General features: G+C 71.7%; 15 protein-coding genes. 5 read left to right on the plus strand and 10 right to left on the minus strand.

Features of this window, described 5'->3' with window-relative positions; genetic code table 11:
• Positions 1-415: 415 nt before the first annotated feature.
• The 3 genes from ABZ459_RS17675 to ABZ459_RS17685 all read right to left on the minus strand — a co-directional run bounded on the left by ABZ459_RS17675 (position 416) and on the right by ABZ459_RS17685 (position 5,232).
• Positions 416-2,080, minus strand: a complete 1,665-nt coding sequence (locus ABZ459_RS17675; protein WP_357971304.1) for a TROVE domain-containing protein — start codon at positions 2,078-2,080, stop codon at positions 416-418.
• Positions 2,081-2,869: 789 nt separating this feature from the next.
• Positions 2,870-3,706, minus strand: coding sequence for a serine protease (locus ABZ459_RS17680; RefSeq protein WP_357971305.1), 837 nt, complete (start codon positions 3,704-3,706; stop codon positions 2,870-2,872).
• A 29-nt stretch (positions 3,707-3,735) separates the two neighbouring features.
• On the minus strand, positions 3,736-5,232 hold the full coding sequence (locus ABZ459_RS17685; RefSeq protein WP_357971306.1) for an alpha/beta fold hydrolase: 1,497 nt from the start codon (positions 5,230-5,232) through the stop codon (positions 3,736-3,738).
• A gap of 198 nt (positions 5,233-5,430) precedes the next feature.
• On the opposite strand from ABZ459_RS17685, the gene ABZ459_RS17690 reads away from it, so the two are divergent.
• Positions 5,431-5,784 carry a hypothetical protein gene (locus tag ABZ459_RS17690; protein ID WP_357971307.1) on the plus strand — a complete coding sequence of 118 codons (354 nt, stop codon included), beginning with the start codon at positions 5,431-5,433 and terminating at the stop codon, positions 5,782-5,784.
• Entirely contained in the window at positions 5,781-6,284 is a 504-nt protein-coding gene (locus ABZ459_RS17695) for a MerR family transcriptional regulator (protein WP_357971308.1), read from the plus strand. Before ABZ459_RS17690 ends, ABZ459_RS17695 begins: the two co-directional genes overlap by 4 nt.
• 62 nt (positions 6,285-6,346) lie before the next feature.
• Here ABZ459_RS17695 and ABZ459_RS17700 read toward each other — a convergent pair whose 3' ends face one another.
• The gene (locus ABZ459_RS17700; protein ID WP_357971309.1) at positions 6,347-7,240 is read right to left on the minus strand and encodes a LysR family transcriptional regulator; all 894 of its coding nucleotides are present in this window, start codon (positions 7,238-7,240) and stop codon (positions 6,347-6,349) included.
• 106 nt (positions 7,241-7,346) lie between these two features.
• A complete protein-coding gene (locus ABZ459_RS17705) occupies positions 7,347-7,916 on the minus strand; it encodes a TetR family transcriptional regulator (protein WP_357971310.1) in 570 nt (189 codons plus the stop codon).
• A 97-nt stretch (positions 7,917-8,013) separates the two neighbouring features.
• Here ABZ459_RS17705 and ABZ459_RS17710 point away from each other — a divergent pair, with 97 nt between their 5' ends.
• Positions 8,014-8,706: an SDR family oxidoreductase gene (locus ABZ459_RS17710; protein ID WP_357971311.1), complete on the plus strand. Its 693-nt coding sequence runs from the start codon at positions 8,014-8,016 to the stop codon at positions 8,704-8,706.
• 61 nt (positions 8,707-8,767) lie between these two features.
• On the opposite strand, the gene ABZ459_RS17715 is transcribed toward ABZ459_RS17710, so the two are convergent.
• Positions 8,768-10,045: an MFS transporter gene (locus tag ABZ459_RS17715; protein WP_357971312.1), complete on the minus strand. Its 1,278-nt coding sequence runs from the start codon at positions 10,043-10,045 to the stop codon at positions 8,768-8,770.
• A 126-nt stretch (positions 10,046-10,171) separates the two neighbouring features.
• Between ABZ459_RS17715 and ABZ459_RS17720 the strand changes: the two genes are divergently transcribed.
• Positions 10,172-10,699 carry a CGNR zinc finger domain-containing protein gene (locus tag ABZ459_RS17720; RefSeq protein ID WP_357971313.1) on the plus strand — a complete coding sequence of 176 codons (528 nt, stop codon included), beginning with the start codon at positions 10,172-10,174 and terminating at the stop codon, positions 10,697-10,699.
• A 28-nt stretch (positions 10,700-10,727) separates the two neighbouring features.
• Here the strand turns inward: ABZ459_RS17720 and ABZ459_RS17725 are convergent, their stop codons facing one another.
• From ABZ459_RS17725 to ABZ459_RS17740, 4 genes are all read right to left on the minus strand, one after another.
• Positions 10,728-11,147, minus strand: coding sequence for a VOC family protein (locus tag ABZ459_RS17725; protein ID WP_357971314.1), 420 nt, complete (start codon positions 11,145-11,147; stop codon positions 10,728-10,730).
• A 20-nt stretch (positions 11,148-11,167) separates the two neighbouring features.
• Positions 11,168-12,028: an SDR family NAD(P)-dependent oxidoreductase gene (locus tag ABZ459_RS17730; RefSeq protein WP_357971315.1), complete on the minus strand. Its 861-nt coding sequence runs from the start codon at positions 12,026-12,028 to the stop codon at positions 11,168-11,170.
• 123 nt (positions 12,029-12,151) lie between these two features.
• Complete coding sequence (locus ABZ459_RS17735) at positions 12,152-13,633, minus strand: MFS transporter (RefSeq protein WP_357971316.1); 1,482 nt, start codon at positions 13,631-13,633, stop codon at positions 12,152-12,154.
• A gap of 75 nt (positions 13,634-13,708) precedes the next feature.
• Complete coding sequence (locus tag ABZ459_RS17740; protein ID WP_357971317.1) at positions 13,709-14,083, minus strand: VOC family protein; 375 nt, start codon at positions 14,081-14,083, stop codon at positions 13,709-13,711.
• 184 nt (positions 14,084-14,267) lie between these two features.
• Here ABZ459_RS17740 and ABZ459_RS17745 point away from each other — a divergent pair, with 184 nt between their 5' ends.
• Positions 14,268-17,714, plus strand: coding sequence for a serine/threonine-protein kinase (locus tag ABZ459_RS17745; RefSeq protein WP_357971318.1), 3,447 nt, complete (start codon positions 14,268-14,270; stop codon positions 17,712-17,714).
• Positions 17,715-17,738: the final 24 nt, after the last annotated feature.

Consider the following 17,738-nt stretch of genomic DNA (forward strand, 5'->3'; position numbering starts at 1 on the left):
GTGTCTGTCCACCGGAGATCCTTCCAGGAAACAGCCGCGTGCATCTCCAGCGAGCCAAGCCGGGAGTTCAGCCTTGCAAGAGCGCGAGGATGCCCAGCAGACAATCGAGAAGGGCGCTGCAAGCAGAGGCGCTCGGCTCTATTCGTCGTGCTCGCGCTCCGGGTGTTCCGGCGTCTTCGATTTGGAGGCGAGGTTTTGTTGGCGGTGATCTTAAATGGCGGTTCCGGGCGGGCACAGCCCAACCGAGGACGGCATTCAGATTGGTAAGTCCTCATAAGCAGCCCGGCGGCGAGCGTGCTCGCTCGTCGTGACGTACACCTCTTCGGGGTCGTACGTGGTAATGACCCCGGCCGGGAATCTCTTCCTGGCCGGGGCATACGTCTCCGGGAACCGGGAGTGACGCGTCAACGCCCTTTCAGGCGCGAATGAATCCGTTGACGATGAGCGGGAGCGACGCGTCCAGGCCGACCACGTTCAGGACGCCTTCGTCGTCAGGATCGCCGATCGAATATCCCGCTGCGGTCATCGCGGCGATGACCACGCGAGCGTTGGCGTTGACGGTGCGGCGGTAGGCGTCGAGGGCCTGCGCCGGGTGGGAGCGTCCCGCCCAGGTCTCGTTGTCGGTGAAGACGATGATGCCGTCCACCTCCATGTGCTGGTCACGGGCCCACGTGAACGGCAGTGACAGGTCCGTGCCGCCGCCCGACGGCTGCCAGGAGGCGATCTCGCGCAGGTTCGTGCGCGGGGTCACCTTCGAGGCGTGCACGGACGTGTCGACGTCGATGACGTGGAGGTCGCCCTTCTCGATACGCGACAGCATGACCGCCATCGCGTTGCCCACCTCGTACGGGGAGCCGATCGGGGAACCGCCCACCCGGACGCCGCCGCCCCAGCTCATCGACCCGGACGAGTCGACGGCGACGAGCAGCCGCTTCCCGGACGGCTCGACCGTGCCGAACGACAGCTCGTACGTCTCCTCCAGCGCGTCGAGGATGGCCGGGACGGGATGCCAGGTGTGCGGGTCGGCGCGCGGGTTGGGCTGCGCCTGCCCGGAGGCGTAGACGCGCATCGCGAGCCAGGCGTCCATCGGGTGGATGCGGGCGCGCAGGATGGCCTCCTGGTCGGTGAGCCGCAGCACCGCCCGCGACGTGGCGTCCGCCATCGGTTCGAGGGTGCCGAGCCGGGTCATGCGGGCCAGGTTACGGATGAGCGCGGTCAGGCCGACCGTCTCGATCAGCGCCTCCCACACCGACGGCTCCTTCAGCACCGAGTCCGGCAGGAACTCCCATGGCACCTTCGCCTCGGTGACCACCCGGACCGCGTCCTCGGCGGTGGTGACGGCCTTCGCGGTGAGGAACCGGTCGACGGCGGGCAGCTCGTCGCGCGCCTCGTCATCGGAGATGTTGCCGGCGATCCAGCCGAACAGCGTCCTGCGCTGGTCGGAGTCGGCGACCGGGTGGGCGATCCGCAGCACGTCCCGCAGCGCGAACGCCTCGCCCTGCGGCGTCTTGCGCTGGGCTGCCTTGCACGCCTTGAACGCGACCGCGTCGGCCTCACCGGCGAGGAACCAGGAGCCGAGCGCCGTGCGCAGGCTCCGGCCCACCGTGGGCGCGGTGCCCCGGCCGGTCGCCTTGCCTCCGAGGTTCTTGTAGTAGCCGAAGAACTGGGCCAGGTGGTCGGTGGTCCGGGCGACCTTCGCCAGCGCCCGCTTGGCCGCTTGGCGGGTGTCGGCGTCGCCCTTGGCGTAGCAGGCGGCGAGAGCGAACAGGGCTGGACGCTGCTTCGGCGCCCGCGGCGGCCGGGCCGTCGAGATGTCGGTGAGCAGCGTGACGACGCGCGGACCGTCCTCGGCGATGGCCTGGAACAGCACGCCGGCGTTCTCGGCGGTCAGCTTGTTCTCATCCACGTAGTAGGTGCCGCCAGTGGTGCCGAGAATGAGGAAGTCCTCCAGCTTGCGCCACACGTCCTTGGCGAACACGTAGCCGCCGGCAGCGTTCTTGACCTGGTCGGTACGGCCAGGGATCGGGTGCGTCTGCGGGGTCGCGATCGCCGAGACGCTCGCGAGAGGGTCACGTGCCATCGTTGGCTCCTTCCGTTCGACCCGCCCGAGGGCGGATATGACGAAGGGGCGCGGATGTGGTGACGTCCACCGGCCTTTATGACAGACGCTCTTCCGACCCGCTCCCCTGCCTTTGCGCGTCAGCCTTGCCGGCGGTACGGATGTGGGATTTCCGACCGGCCTTTCAGCGTGCTGCCAGTTACACCACGGGCCGCGAGTGCGGACCGCCGGGGCTCGAACCCGGACAACTCGAATGGGAATCGATAACCGATCAGGATTCGACCCGTACCGCCGGCAAGGCTGACGTGCGATCAGGTCTGGAACCGGCACGGATATGGGTGACCCACCGGCTGTTACGGTGCTCTGCCATTGAGCTACACGAACCGAAGTCCGTGACGGGATTCGAACCCGCAGCCGCCGGCTTATACGGCGATGACCGACGAGATTCGACCCGTACCAGCACCAGACCTGACTAGCTCGCGCGGCTCGGAAAGGCGCGGATGTGTGTGGCGGGCACCGGAGGGTTCTTTGTTGGAGAAAGATAACCGATTCCCATTCGACCCGCGCCTGTCCGGGTCTCGCGAAGCTGATCCATACAGTAGCGATCAACGTGCCGCATTACATCTGGATATTTCCGAAATGGGGAAATGTCAGCGCATCGTCCCGAGCGGTGCTCGTCCCCCGCCCGGGATCGGACCCCGCCCGGGATCGGATCCCGCTCACCCAGCGGTAGGCGGGACTCGATCAAGGACCGTTCTTCGTCGGCGAGTCTCCCCGCGCCGGCCGGATCGAACAGGGTGAACAGCGGCGTCACCGCGCGGAGGCCCGCGCATCCGGCCTGGGCAGCAGGCAGCCGGGGCGCTCCAGGTCGAGCTTGTTCCCCGCCCTGACGCAGGTGGCCAGCCAGTACGTCTGGGTTCCGTAGGCGATGCCCTTGCGCACGCTGATGGCGCCGTCGCGGTTCATCTCGCACGGGTTGTCCAGCGTGCACCGGCCGCCGCCGTGGTTGCTGGTGTTGTTGATGCCGATGACCTTGCCGCTCCTGGCGTCGAGGATCGGGGATCCCGAGGTGCCGTGGTCCGTGTCGCACCGCGGCGTGTAACGGATGACGTCCTTGGTCACGTTGCCCACCTCCAGCACCCGGTAGACCAGCGCGTCGACCTCGCACGAGAAGATCTTCTTCATGCTTCCGGAGACCACCCGGATGTCCGTGCCCGGCGTGGGACGCTCCGCCGACACCGTGAGCGGCCGGATCCGGTAGGCCCGCTCCAGCTGCCGGTAGGTCATGTCCAGCTGGTACAACGCGATGTCGGTGCCGGTCAACGTCACGTAGACCGCTCTGGAAACGTGCAGGGTGGCCACCGGCTCACCGGCGCCGTCGAGCAGGTCGACCACGCGGTGGGACGGCTGGTCCACCAGGACCTCGTCCGGCACCGGCCACGTGCCCTCGTAGCAGTGCCCGTTGGTCAGGACGAAGGCCCGGTCGTCGGCCGCGCTGACCGGCATCCGCACCAGGGATCCCGAGCAACCGTCCACGTTGACGGTGCCCGCCAGGTCCACGGTCGCCGCCCGCGCCGGGAAGGCCAGCAGGTTGAGGCCGAGGATGGCGGCACCCAGTACCGCGCCGATTCGCCGAAACACACGCATCTCATGTCCGTTCATGGGAGGGGCCGCGGTCAGCGCGTACCGGGGCAGGTGCCCGCGGTGGTACGGCCGGTGCGGAAGAAATCGATCACCTTCGCGGCGCAGGGCAGCCGGCGCAGCGAGGCGTGCGCGTCGTCCTGGACCGTCAGCAACGTGCCGCCGACGGCTTTCCACGTGTCCACCGTCCAGGCGTACGGCGTGACGTCTTCGCCGATGTGGCCGGACAGTTGCAGGGGGCTGGTTCCCCTGACCGGCTTCCACGGGCGCGCGGGCCACGGCCATTCCCCGCACCAGCCGCTGCGCTCGAAATAGCCGCCGGTCGCGGGGAAGGCGGCTCTCCGGGCCTGCGCGGCGGCCCACATCTGCTCGAAGTCGCGGCCGCCGACACCCTCGTTGCAGAAGATCGCCTGGTACTGGATCAGGTTCAGGCCCAGAGGGTTCTCGTCGAAGCCGAACACCTTCGCGGACTCCGGGGCGGGGCGCGCCGACAGCGGGACGCCGCCTTCGCGGACGGTGGCGAGATCCCTGGCGGAGGAGATCCAGCCGCTCGACCCTCCGCCGAGCATCGTCCTGACCCACTCGCCGTCGAGCACCGTGTTCTCGTCCACCTCACGTGGTTCACGGCGGAGCTCGTCACGCAACGCGAATATGGTCTCGCGGACCTTGGCGTCGGTCGTCCCGAAGTGATACTCGCCGTCGTGCCGCGCCAGCCATGGAACGAACGCGTCGAAGCGCTTCTCGTAGAGCGCGTCCATCGTGGCGTCCATGGCGGCGAGGTCGATGACGGGCGGCATCACCGAATCGACCCACATCGCGTTCACCCGGTCGTCGAACAGCGACCGGTAGTTGACGCCCACCGCGGTGCCGTAGGACACCCCGTAGAAGTTGATCTTCGATTCGCCGAGGGCCGCGCGGATCGAATCCACGTCGCGCGCTATGTTCGTGGTGGTCAGCTGCTGGACGAAGGCGGGATCCTTGGCGGCGCACCGCTTGTTGTACGCGGCTGTCTCGGCGAATCCAGCCCTCGCCTCCTCCTTGGGCGACGTGGTGGACGGCGACTCCTGACCGCCCCTCTCGTCCTCCGCGTCGCACTTGATCTTCTCGCTGTAGCCCACGCCCCTGGGATCGAACCCGATCAGGTCATGGTCGACGGCCAGCGGGCCGAGCTTGCTGGTGGCGTACGTCGCCGGCGCGTCGATGTTGCTGATGCCGGGACCGCCGGGACTGATGACCAGCACACCACGGCGCCTGCTCGGGTCGGCGGCCTTGACCCGGCTCACGGCGATCTTTATCTTGCGGCCCTGCGGGTTCGCGTAGTCCAGGGGAACCGTCAGCATGGAGCATTCGGTCCTGGTGTCGTGCTCGACGGGCCAGTCCTTGGCCGTCTTGGCGCATTCACGCCACGTCAGAGGCGCTTCGTCGGTGTGAGCGTCGGCCGCGCCGACGGCTCCGAAGCTCGCCAGGCCGATCAGGCACACGACCGCCACGCGCGCCGGACGAATACCTGGGAATACACGGGTGCTGAACATGGTCGCATCTTTCGACGGTCCTGCCCGCACACCTCCAGGCGCGCGGGGCACGCCGTCAGGCGTACGTCGCCCACCCTGAGGGGCGGAGGTTCCCGGATCGTCGCGACCCCGTGTCAACGACCGCGCGACCGTGTATCCGCTCTGCATCCACCACAGAGGCTTGCATCCGGTACCCAGGTACAGGTTTACCGTCGAGGCATGACACAGGACATCGCCTTCGGCCGGGGATGGGCTCCTGCCGCCTGCACCCTGCCCACGGCCGAGCAGCCGCTGCGCGTGGCCGAGTTCGACGCCTTGTTCGCCGACGCGGTGCGGGGCGTGGCGCGGCCGGAGCGCACCCGGCTGCGCCTGGACCTCGTCCTCAGCCCGGAGCACGCCGCACGGGCCGCCGAGCTGACGGCCCGGGAGAACGGCTGCTGCTCCTTCTTCACCTTCACCCTGACCATCGCCGACGGCCGCCTGTCGCTGGAGGTGAGGGTGCCGCCCGAGCACGTCGACGTGCTGGACGCCCTGGGAACCCGCGCGGTCGCCGAAGCGGGGCGGACGGCATGAGGCAGGACACGCAGAGGCTGGACAGGCCGTACCTGCGCAGCGGGCAGGTGGCCGAACGTGCCGGGGTCAACCTGCAGACCTTGCGTTACTACGAGCGGCGCGGCTTGATCGCCGAGCCGACGCGCAGCCCCGGCGGCCACCGGGCCTATCCGCCGGAGACGGTCACGCTGCTGACGGTGATCAAGGCGGCGCAGCGGCTCGGGTTCACGCTGGAGGAGGTGGCCGAGCTGCTCGACACGGGGCGGCGCGGCCATCCCACGCCGGATCTGCGGGCCCGCGCCCAGGCGAAGATCGCCGAGGTGGAGGCGAGGATCGCCGATCTGACCACCATCCGCGCCGCGCTGGCCGAGGTGGTCTCGGCGGGTTGCGACAGCCTGACCCACTGCACCTGTCCCGATTGTCCGCTGCCCTTCGCCGACCTGGCCGAAGGCCGCCTGCCGGAGCGGACGGCGTCGTCACCGCCCTGCTCGGGCGGGTCCGGCCGGACGGCGGGCGCGTGACCTGCCCTGCGGCAGGCGGGCATGGGACCTCATCGCCGAGGAGAACGGGCGGACTCGGCAGGTCAGTCCTGGGGTGGGAGAGGGCCGAGGTCGCGGGCGATCCCGGCGAGGGCCCGGACGAGTTCGTTCTCCGTGTCGCTGCGCCAGACCAGGGCGTACGGCAGCGGTTCCATGTCGGTGACCGGCAGGTAGGTGATGTCCGGGCGGATCCAGTAGCGGGTCATGTGGGCGGGGAAGAGCACGACGATCTCGGCCATGCCGGCGAGCGTGATCGCGTCTTCGGTGTCGTGGACCAGGGGTCCGCGTTCGATCGTGCGGCCGCGGCCGGTCTCGCGCGGGATGGCGGCGTCGTACCAGTAGCCGGGCCGGGTGTCGGAGCGCGGGTGCTGGAAGTCCGCGGCGATCTCCAGGGAGACCGACGTGCGGCGGGTGAGCTCGTGACCGGCGGAGACGGCGAGGACGCGCGGTTCGGCGAACAGGACCGGTCCGACGGTGAGATCGGGTTCGTCGATGGGCAACCAGGCGATCAGGACGTCGATGTCCCCGCGCCGCAGGGTGGCGAAGGCGTCGCTGAAGCGGCTGTTCTGCAGGCGTAGCTTCCACCGCGGGTGCCGTTCGCGGAAGGCGTCCCAGTAGGGGCGCAGGTCGTGGGCGTTGGCGGGCAGCATCCCGACGCGCAGCGTGCCGGTGAAGCCCTGGGCGGCGAGCCGGGCGCGTTCCATGCTGTCCTGCAGCCCGGCGTAGTAGGGGCGCAGGTCGTCGCGGAGTTGCTGCCCGACCGGCGACAGCCGTACGGTGCGGCTGTTGCGCTCGAACAACAGCGCGCCGACCTGCCGCTCCTGCTTCTGGATCGCCTGGCTGATGCGGGCGGGTGACACGTGCAGCCGGGCCGCGGTGCGGCCGAAGTGCAGTTCCTCGGCCAGGGTCAGGAAGATCTCGATGTCACGTAGTTCCACGCCTGCCCTGCCTGCTCCTACTGAAGATGAGCTTTCCAGGCTCATCGTTGGTCCGGCTGTGCACTGTAGTGATCCGCGAAACGCGCGAATCGCGTGCGATGTCCCTCTAGGGAGTGGTCCGGTCGCCGGTCAGTGCCGTGCGTGCGGCGGCGAGGATGTCCTCCGACAGCGGGTCGCCTGCGGTGGCGCGGGCCAGGACGAGGGCGCCGACCATGGTGCACAGCCGTACGAGGCCGTCCTGGTCGGCGGTGGCGAGCCAGGCCGCGGTGTCGCCGACCTGCTCGGTGAACACACGGCGAGCCTCGGCGTCCGCGTGACCGCGGGCGATGTCGACGGCGAGCCCGGCGGCGGGGCAGCCGTCGGCGGCGTTGTCGCGGTGCGTGGAGGAGAGGTAGGCGTCCATGTACGCCGCCTGGGCGGCTTCGCGATCTCCCGCGTGCCGTTCGAGCGCGGTGGCCCGAACGTCGGCGTGCTCGTCGAAGGCGCGCGCGGTCGCCTCGCCGATGAGGGCTTCCTTGGAGGCGAACTGCTTGTAGAAGCCGCCGTGGGTCAGCCCCGCGGCCTTCATCAGGTCCGCGACGCTGACCTCGGTGCCCTGCTCACGGAAGAGCCGGGACGCCGTGTCGACGACCCGCCGGCGGTTCTCCCGCGCCTGCGCCTGTGATCCGCGTCCCATCTGCGCCCCCTCTGTCGGATGTCAGTCGTCATCTATCCTATGCTGCAACAGATAGATTACCTTCATAATCTAACTAACCCGCATCAAGGAGACAGGCATGAATCTGAACGGCGCGGTCGCGGTGGTCACCGGCGCGAACCGGGGTCTGGGACGCCACCTGGCCGCACAACTGCTGGACCGCGGCGCATCGGTCTACGCGGCCGTCCGCCGCCCCGACGACCTGGACCTGCCAGGAGTCACCCCGCTGCTCCTGGACGTCACCGACCACGCGTCGATCCAGGCCGCCGCGCGGATCGCCACCGACGCGAACCTCCTGATCAACAACGCCGGGATCTCCACCGGCACGCCTCTCATCGGCGGCGACCTCGACGCGGTGCGCCGCGAACTGGAGACGAACTTCTACGGCCCCCTCGCCGTCACCAGAGCGTTCGCCCCGGTCATCGAGGCCAACGGCGGGGGTGCGATCCTGAACATCCTGTCGGTGATCTCGTGGTTGCACCCGGCGCGAGCCGGGGCCTACGCGGCAGCGAAGGCGGCCGCGTGGGCACTGACGGACGCGGCCCGCGAGGAACTCCAGCCCAGGGGGATCAGCGTCTCGGCACTCCATGTCGGCTTCATGGACACCGACATGACCGCCGGGCTGGACGGCGTCCAGAAGGCCGACCCCGCCGACGTCGCCACCCAGGCACTCGACGGACTCGCCACCGGCCAGGCCGAAATCCTGGCCGACGACCTCACCCGTCAGGTCCGTCAGGCTCTGGCACGAGGACCCGTCCCGACCGGCAGGTGATCGCCCGGCGCGAGCCGGGCCTGCCGTTTCGCGCGCCGCCTTCCGCCGCTCCCAGCCGGAATCACGCGGCGGGTGCGGCTGCGTCGGCGGCCGCGAGCGCGGCGGGGGTGGCGGTCTTCAGGAACGGCACGATGACGGCCAGGGCCGCGACGGCGAAAAGGGTGAAGGCGGCCTGCATGCCGAGCCACTGGGCGAGAAGCCCGACCAGCCCCGCCCCCAAGGGCATGGCGCCCCAGCTGAACAGGCGGGCGGCGGCGTTGTAGCGGCCCAGCATGCCGGGGTGGACGAGGCGCTGGCTGATGGTGCGGGCGTTGACGGTCCACAGGATGCCGCCCATGCCGCCGAGGAAGGCGGCCGCGGCCACGATCCACAGGTTGGCGGTGAACACGGGCGCGGCGACCATGGCGGCGGTGCCGATCAGGTCGGCGAGCATCGACCAGCGGCGTCCGAGCAGGCGGTTGACGGTGGTGACGGTGATCGCGCCGACCAGGCCGCCGGCGCCGAGCGCGCTGAGCAGCAGGCCGTACTGGGCGGGCTCCAGCTTCATCAGCTGGGTCGCGACCAGGGGGATGAGGGCCAGCCAGGCGCCCCAGCAGGCGCTGAGCACGGTCAGGGCGAGCGCCATCAGGCGGAGCAGCGGCTGCTGCCACAGGCAGCGCAGCCCTTCGGCGATGCGCTGGTTGACGGTGCCGGACACGCTCGCGGCCTGCGGCTTGAAGCGGCCGGCGAGCAGCACCAGGATCAGCGTGCCGAGCAGGTAGCCCACGCCGGTCCAGCCGAGCGCGACACTGGCGCCTGCGGCGATGAGCAGGCCGCCGACGAAGGGGCCGCAGAACTCGTTGCAGACGGTTTCGGCCCCCGCGAGCCAGGCGTTGGCCCGCTCGTGCCGGGCCGGGGCGACGGCGGCGGGCACGAGGGTGGCGGCGGAGGTCAGCGCGACCACTTCGGCGCCGCCGAGCGTGAGTCCGGCGAGGTAGAGGGCGGGCAGGGTGATGTCGTCGCCGACGGCCAGGGCGATCAGTCCGGCGACGACCAGCATGCGGGCGCCGTCGGCCAGCCACAGGAGCATGCGCCTGTCGAAACGGTCGACCAGGACGCCGACGTGCAAGGCGATCAGGAGCCAGGGCAGCGTGAGGGTGAGGCCGACGCCGGCCACCTGGGCGGGGGAATCGGTCAGCCGGGTCGCCATCAGCGGCAGCACGACCTTGGTCACGCCGTCGGCCAGGTTGGTGATCGCGGTGAAGGCGACCAGCACGACGGTGTTGCGGCCGCTGCGATCGACCGGCACCGGCCGGCCGTCGGCACCGGCGGTGGTTCCCGGTTCCAGCGCACTCGTCATCGCTAACCTCCTAAACGCGTTTGCCGGTCAGTATGCAGGTAGAGAAACCCGTTGCGCCACCTGGGTCGATAACTGGTAAAGTACTTTCGCTGGTTGGTCGGCAAGCTGACGGAAGGGGGGCGCGACGTGATCGAGCCCTCGCCCGCCGCCCGCCTGATCGAGGCGTTCCTCAACACCGTCGACCTCGAGAACGGACAGGACGACGTCGCCACCCCGGCCGAGCTCGCCGGCTGGCTCGCCGCCCGCCAGATCGCCGACGACGCGCTCCGGCTCACGGCCGAGCAGCATCGCGCCTTCCTCGACCTGCGTGCCGGATTCCGGGAGGCCCTCGACCCCGGCCACCCCGTCTCACCCGACCACGTGGCACCGGCCGAGGCGATCCTCGCCGAGATCCCCCTCCTGGCCGGCCTGGGACAACCGCTCGTCCCCGTTCCCGGCCGGGGGGCGGTGGAGACCGCGATGGCCCACCTGGCCATCGCCTGGGTCACCCTCGTCCTCACCGGCCAGATCCACCGGCTCAAGCGGTGCGCCGAGCACACCTGCCGCGGCGCCTTCTGGGACTCCTCCAAGAACCACAGCCGCCGCTGGTGCTCGATGCGCCTGTGCGGCAACCGCACCAAGTCCCGCCGCTACGCCGCCCGCCGGCGCCAATAGCGGCCGTCGGCGAAGGCACCCGAGACCGTCACCCGGCGGAGACGTCGGTGGCTGACGTGCCGGTGGCCGCATGGTCCCACTCGACGAGCTGAACGACGACGCCGTTGGGGTCGGTGAGCTGCAGCAGCCGCTCACCCCATGGTTCGGTGCGCAACGGCATGGTGATGGGGGCGTTCTCCGCGCGCAGCCGGGCGTCCTCGGCGTCGATGCCGTCGACGGTGAAGGCCACGATGAGCCCGCTCGCCCGCTGGTGGCGCTGGGCCTCCGGCAGGACGTCGGTGCCGCGGCGCAGCAGCACCATGTCCGCCGCGGCACCGTCCTGTCTGGTGAGGGACGCGAAATCGGGGGTCGCCATGGCCTCCTGGTAGCCCAGGTGGGCACGGAAGAAGGCGCTGGAGGCGGCCACGTCGTCGACGGTGAGCGACACGGTCGTGATGGTGATCTTCATGGGAATTCCTCTCAGGGTGGTCAGGAGTGGTCGGCGGGGGCGGGGACGGCCCGCTCGGCGGCCCTGCTGACCCGCTCCCAGCCCGACCAGTCAGCCATCCGGCGGCGCGAGAGGTCGAAGGCCAGGTCGTAGACCATGCTGCCGAGCAGCAGCCGCTGCGGCGGCTCGGGGCTGTCGACCAGCGCGAGCATCGCCTCGGCGGCCAGCCGGGGATCGCTGTCGATCGAGCCCTCCGCCCACTGCCGCGCCAGTTCCTCGCGCAAGGGTCCGTACGGCTCGGCCGGAGTGGTCGCCGTCATGCTGGTGTACAGATTCGTCCAGTAGCCGCCCGGCTGGACGATGGTGACCTTCACCCCGAACGTCGCGGCCTCCTGCGCCAGCGCTTCGCTCATGCCCTCCAGCGCGAACTTGCTCGCGCTGTACAGCCCCGTGCTCGGGAAGCCGCCCAGGCCGCCGATGCTGGAGATCTGCACGATGTGCCCGGATCGCTGCGTGCGCAGCGCCCCGAGAGCCGCCTGGCTGACCCACAACGCGCCGAAGAAGTTGACCTCCATCTGCGCGCGGGCCTCGGCCTCCGTGAACTCCTCGATCATGCCGGAGTACATGCTCCCGGCGTTGTTGACCACGATGTCGAGCCGGCCGAAACGTTCGGCCGCGGCGGCCACCACCGCGAAGACAGCGTCCCGGTCGGTCACGTCGGCGGCCAGCGGCATCACCCGGTCGCCGTGGACGGCGTCGAAGTCCTCGCGCACCACGCTCCGGGAGACGGCGACGACCCGGTCGCCGCGCTCCAGCGCGGCCACGGCGTAGGCGCGGCCCAGGCCGCGACCGGCTCCGGTGATGAACCACGTGCGCGGTGAACGAGTGGATGCGGTACTCATGGGCGGACAGCTCCTTGTGTCGTCGGTTCGGTAGGTGAGGAAAGTGGCCGGGGGCCGTCGCCGGCCCTGGGGCGACCGCGTCGGCCAGGTCTCCGGCGGAGGTCGGCGCTGCGGCGCGCCCGGTCAGTGAACGGGCGCGACCGGGGCAGGCTGCTGAGCCTGCGCGACCGTAGGCGCGGCGGGTCCACGGCCGCGCAGCAGGAACAGCGCGACCACGGCCGCGGCGAGCACACCCGCCGTGGCGCCCGCGAACGCCGTGGTCATGGCGGAGTCGTAGGCCTGCCGGGCGGCGTCGGCCAGGGACGGGTCGGCCACGGCGGCGGCGACCGAGCGGCGGGCCTCCTGCGAGGCGTCGGCGGGCATGGCCGCGGTGTAACTGCCGGTGGCCAGGGCGCCGAGGGCGGCCACGCCGAGCGCCGCCCCGGCCTGCTGGATGGTGTCGTTCAACGCCGACCCGACCCCGGCCCGGTCGGTGGGGATCGCGCCCATCAGCGCGGCGACGGCCGAGGGGGCGGCCAGGCCGCTGCCTGCGCCCAGCACGACCTGTGCGACGGCGAGGACGGCGAAGCCGTCGGTGGAGGCAAAGCCCAGCAGGGCGAACCCGGCGGCCATCACCAGCATGCCCGCGACGGCGGTGGCGCGGTTGCCGATCCGGCCGCCCAGCGCGGCGCCGAGCCCATTGAAGACGATCGAGGCGACGAACATGGGGATGAACGCCAGTCCGGCCTGCGTGGGGGTGTAGCCGAGGACGAACTGCAGGTACTGGGTGAGCACCAGCAGCAGTCCGCCGTTGCCGACCTGGACCAGGGTCAGCGACAGGCTGCCACCGGCGAAGTCCCGGTCGCGGAACAGGGCCAGGGGCACCATCGGGTGCGCCGTGCGCAGCTCCCAGGCGACGAAGGCGCCGAGGGCGAGCACGGTGACGACGAGCGGAATCCAGGCGACGCCGTGCGCGAGCTCGTTGATCGTCCACACCAGCGCCGACATGCCGATCACCGACAGGACGGCCCCGAGAGGGTCGGCCCTGGTCGCGGGGCCCTTGGACTCGGGCATGAGGGTCAGGGCGGCGATGACGGCCAGGGCGGCGATCGGGAGGTTGATCCAGAAGACCGACTCCCAGCCGAGCGCGGTGGTCAGGACGCCGCCCGCGACCGGGCCGCCGATCAGGCCGAGCAGCGCGAAGGCGGCGCCGGCGGCCATGGCCTTGCGGCGTTCGGTCTCTTCGGGGAAGACGACGATGAGGATCGACAGCGTGGAGGGCATGACGAGGGAGCCGCCGAGGCCCATCGCCACGCGGGCGGCGATCAACTGGCCGGGATCACCGGCGAAGGTGGCGGCCAGGGACGCCGCGCCGAAGATCACCAGGCCGATGACCATGATCTTGCGTCTGCCGTACCGGTCGGAGAGGGATCCGGCCGTGAGCAGCAGGCCGGCGAAGGCCAGCATGTAGGACTCCAGGATCCACTGGACGTCCTGAGAGTCGGCGCCGAGGTCGGCGGCCAGGGCGGGCACGGCGACGGTGAGCGCCATGTTGTCGATGACCAGGACCAGCGTGCTCAGGCAGAGCACGATGAGAATCAGCCAGCGACGAGGATGCGGTTGCATACGTTTGGATTCCATTCGGATACGGAGGGTGTTCGACGGTGAGCGGCCTGCTGCGGCCGTCCGCCGGAGGGGAGATCAGGCGCCGCTCGGCGTGATCCATTCGGTCAGCTCGACGACGATGCCGTTGGGGTCGGTGAGGCGGACCAGCCACTCGCCCCACGGAGTGCGCCGCGGCGGCCCGGCGACCGGCGCGCCCTCGGACCGCAGCCGCTCGTACTCGCGCGCCAGGCCGGTGACGGTGAACGCCACCACCGGCTGGGCGCTCGCCTGGCGAGGCTGTTCGAGGTCGCGGCGGTGCAGCAGGATGTCGGCGGCCGCGTCGTCGCGGCTCAGCCAGACGAGGTCCGGGGTGCCGAGCGTCTCGCGGAACCCCAGATGGGTGGTGAAGAAGCGGCTGGAGCTCGCCAGGTCGTCGACGGTGAAGACGACCGTGGAGGAGACGACGTTCACTGATCTCCTCTGGCGCGGTTGCCGGTCATGGATGGTCCTTCTTGCGGTGTTTCATGCTGGATCAGCTTCGCCGGTGCGGCGTGCGGGAACAACGCGGGGTTCTGCAATGGTGCGTTAACCGCAGACTTAACGGGCGGCCGGTCGGACGTTGACGTTCGTGACGGCCTCGCGCGCACAATGGGGCGTGGCTTGGAGCCCGCTCCTCGACGGTGACCCCCAGCGCATCGGCGCGTACACCCTCGCGGGGCGCCTCGGCGCGGGTGGCCAGGGCGTCGTCTACGAGGCGTACGGGCCGGCCGGCGACCGGGTGGCGGTCAAGGTGCTGCACGCCGGGGCGGCCTCCCTCCGCCCGCCCGACGGCGAAGTACGGGCGTTGTCGAGGATCGCCCCCTTCTGCACCGCCAGGATCCTCGACTTCGACCTGGAGGCCGAGCGGCCGTACATCGTCAGCGAGTTCGTGTCGGGGGCGAGCCTGCGCGCGGCCGTCCGGGAGCACGGCCCCTTCCACGGCGACGAGCTGCACCGGCTGGCGGTGGGGGTGGCCACGGCCCTGGTGGCGGTCCACCGCGCGGGCGTGGTGCACCGCGATCTCAAACCGGACAACGTGCTGCTGGGCCCCGACGGGCCCCGCGTCATCGACTTCGGCATCGCCCGGCTGCTCACCGGCTCGATCACGCCGGGCGGCGCCGTCGGCACCCCGCTCTACATGGCCCCCGAGGTGCTGCGCGGCGCCCCCGCGGGCCGGGCGGCCGACGTCTACGGCTGGGCGGCCGTCATGTTGTACGCCGCGTCGGGCCGTCCGCCGTACCGGGCGCAGGCGCACACCGTCCCGCTGCCGGAGCCGCTGCGCGCGCTCGTGAACGCGGGGCTGGCCGAGCGGCCGGAAGGGCGTCCGGCGGCCCGCGACCTCCTGCTCGGCCTGCTGGAACACCGGGCCGCCCACGGGAGCCTCATGGAGGCCGGCAGCCGGGCGGCGGGCGTCGTCGCCGCCCGGAACGGCGCCGTACGGCCGCCGCTCGGCGAGCGCGCCGAGCAGGCGTTCGCGGCGCTGCCCGAGCCCTCGCAGGCCGCCGTCCCCGGCCTCCTGGTACGCCTGGTCGGCCCCGGCGACCAGCTCAGATCCGCCACCCCGGACGAACTCGGCGACGACCCGGCGGCGCCCGTCGCCGTCGAGGCCCTGCGCCGGGCGGGGGTGCTGACCGGCGACGCGGACTGCGTGCGCATCGCCTCGCCCGCCCTGCCCGTCGCCTGGCACCGGCTGCGCGGCTGGCTGGCCGACGAACGTCCCGGCCTGGCCGATCTCGAACGGCTGCGCGACGCGGCCCGGGCATGGGCGGCGAACGGGCACAAGGACGCCGACCTGCACCAGGGCTCCGCGCTCGAACGCGACCACCGCTGGGCCGGCCAGACCAGGCGGCACCTACGGCTCAACCCGGTCGAACGGCGCTTCCTCGCCGCCTCGGCCGCGCTAGCGGGCCGTCGCAGGCGGCGCCGGGCTCTGCTGCTCGCCCTGCTCGCCGCGCTGCTCGCGGTGGCGGCGGTCCTGGGCACGCTGGCCGAGACGCAGCGACGTACCGTCACCGGGCAGCGGGACGAGGCGATCGCCCGCGGGCTCGCCGCGCGGGTGCCCGCGCTGCGACTGCACACGCCCACCACGGCGATGCAGCTCAGCCTCGCCGCCTGGCGCCTGTCCCCCGTGCCCGAGGCGCGGCTCGGGCTGCTGGCCTCGCTCGGCCAGGCCGACGTCAGTACGGGCATCGACGGCAGGTACGTCGCCGTGGCGGCCCGAGGGCACGTCCTGACCTGGGACAGCGACGGCGCGACGGTCCGCGACCCGGCCACGCGCCGGACGCTGGGCACGATCGCCTCGCCCGGATGTTGCGCGAACAGCTTCCTCAGCCCGGACGCCTCCCTCCTGCTCGCCATCGACGCCTACCAGTCCACGGCCCGCCTGTTCGGCGTGCGCGACGGCCGCCTGCTGCACGAGCTGCCCCTGGTCGGCAACGGAGCGGTCTTCGCCGCCGGGGGCGGCAGGGCGGCGGTGTTCACGTACGACTCCGGCAGGCCGGTCTCGGTCCTCGACCTGCGCCGCGGCACCGTCGTGCGCACGCTGACCAGGAAGACGGTCACGGCGGCGGCCCTGAGCCCCGACGGGTCCACCCTCGCGCTGGCCGGCGCGGACCGCCGGGTGGAGCTGGTGGACCTCGCGTCGGGACGTACGGCACGCGCCTTCACCGTCCCGCCCTCCGACGACCAGATCCGGGCCCTGCGCTTCGCCCCGGACGGCAGGACCCTGATCAGCCACGCCGTCGAGCTCCGCTTCTGGGACACCGGCACGGGCGCCGAGCTCGCCGGCCACGCCGCGGCCGGGGAGCACGTGGAGAGCTTCGCCACGGACCCCGGCGGGCGGTGGCTGGCGACCGCGAGCAGCCAGGGCCTGCGGCTCTGGGACGTACGCGCCCGCCGGTCGGCGACCGTCGTACCGGGCCTGCCGTCCCTGGTGGAGGAGCTGGCGTTCACCGGCGACGGCCGCGGCCTGGCCTACACGGTACGGCCGGGCGGCGTACGGTTCGCCGACGTCGCCGCCTGGACCGCGCCCGATCGGCTGGGCGGGGAGGCCGTGCAGGGGGCGCTGGCGGTCGGGGCGGGACGGGCCGCCACGGCCGGGCCTGACGGCGTACGGGTGTGGGACCTGCGCACCCGCCGCCAGGTCGGGCCCACCCTGGTCTTCCAGGGCACGGAGGCGACCTCGCCGTGCGCCGCCTCGAACGACCCCGCGCACGCGGTGACCCTCAGCCCGGACGGCGCCACCCTCGCGGCGGTCACCCCCGACGGAGCCGTACGGATCAGCGACATCGCCACCGGCCGCGAACTGGCCCGCCTCTCCCGCCGCCCGCCCCGCCGGACGGGCGATCTGTGGCGGGTCGGCGACCTCACGTTCGGCCCCGACGGCAGGACGCTCGCCGCCGCCACGACCTACCGCGCCCCTGGCACCTGCCAGGAGGAACGGGCCACCCAGCTCTGGACCGCCACCCCCTCCTGGCGGCCGGCCCACACGGTGAACGCGACCTACGGGAGTTTCGCCTTCCTGCCCGGCGGCCGGGAAGTGGTGGCACGCGACGACGACGGGCTCGTGCTCCTCGACGTCGCCTCCGGGCGGACGGTCCGGCGGATCACCACCGATGCCGTCGGCGGGTCGCTGAGCGGCCTCGCGCCCGACCCCCGGTACGCGCTCACCGGCGTCAACGCGCTGTACCTCGCCGATCTGCGTACCGGCCGCCTCATCGAGCCGCCGCTGGTCAGCGAGGCCGGCGTCGGCGCCGCCGCCTCCTCCCCCGACGGCCGCACCCTCGCCACCGTCGACAGGGACCAGCGCATACGCGTCCGCGACACCTCCACCGGCCAGGTCGCCGACCTCCCGTTCCCCGGCACCGCGGGCCCCGTGCTCGCCCTGTCCTTCTCCCCCGACGGCCGCACCCTGTACGCGCTGACCGGCGACGGCGCCCTGTTCTCCTACGTCACCGACGGCCCCCGCGCCGCCGTCCTGCTGTGCACCCGCGTAGGCGGCCACCCTTCCCGTACCGACTGGTCGCGCTACGTCCCGGACGCGCCGTACCGCGAACTCTGCTGAACGGCGCGCATGACATCCATGCGG

Origin of the sequence: Nonomuraea sp. NPDC005692, assembly GCF_040631115.1 — a bacterium.
In the GTDB taxonomy this organism is placed as follows: domain Bacteria; phylum Actinomycetota; class Actinomycetes; order Streptosporangiales; family Streptosporangiaceae; genus Nonomuraea.

Bases quoted from the DNA above. Each gene is read 5' to 3' on its own strand.
- ABZ459_RS17730 (WP_357971315.1), bottom strand. From the start codon at position 12,028: ATGAGTACCGCATCCACTCGTTCACCGCGCACGTGGTTCATCACCGGA.
- ABZ459_RS17695 (WP_357971308.1), top strand. From the start codon at position 5,781: ATGAGGCAGGACACGCAGAGGCTGGACAGGCCGTACCTGCGCAGCGGG.
- ABZ459_RS17735 (WP_357971316.1), bottom strand. From the start codon at position 13,633: ATGCAACCGCATCCTCGTCGCTGGCTGATTCTCATCGTGCTCTGCCTG.
- ABZ459_RS17705 (WP_357971310.1), bottom strand. From the start codon at position 7,916: ATGGGACGCGGATCACAGGCGCAGGCGCGGGAGAACCGCCGGCGGGTC.
- ABZ459_RS17675 (WP_357971304.1), bottom strand. From the start codon at position 2,080: ATGGCACGTGACCCTCTCGCGAGCGTCTCGGCGATCGCGACCCCGCAG.
- ABZ459_RS17690 (WP_357971307.1), top strand. From the start codon at position 5,431: ATGACACAGGACATCGCCTTCGGCCGGGGATGGGCTCCTGCCGCCTGC.
- ABZ459_RS17715 (WP_357971312.1), bottom strand. From the start codon at position 10,045: ATGACGAGTGCGCTGGAACCGGGAACCACCGCCGGTGCCGACGGCCGG.
- ABZ459_RS17710 (WP_357971311.1), top strand. From the start codon at position 8,014: ATGAATCTGAACGGCGCGGTCGCGGTGGTCACCGGCGCGAACCGGGGT.
- ABZ459_RS17685 (WP_357971306.1), bottom strand. From the start codon at position 5,232: ATGTTCAGCACCCGTGTATTCCCAGGTATTCGTCCGGCGCGCGTGGCG.
- ABZ459_RS17680 (WP_357971305.1), bottom strand. From the start codon at position 3,706: ATGCGTGTGTTTCGGCGAATCGGCGCGGTACTGGGTGCCGCCATCCTC.
- ABZ459_RS17725 (WP_357971314.1), bottom strand. From the start codon at position 11,147: ATGAAGATCACCATCACGACCGTGTCGCTCACCGTCGACGACGTGGCC.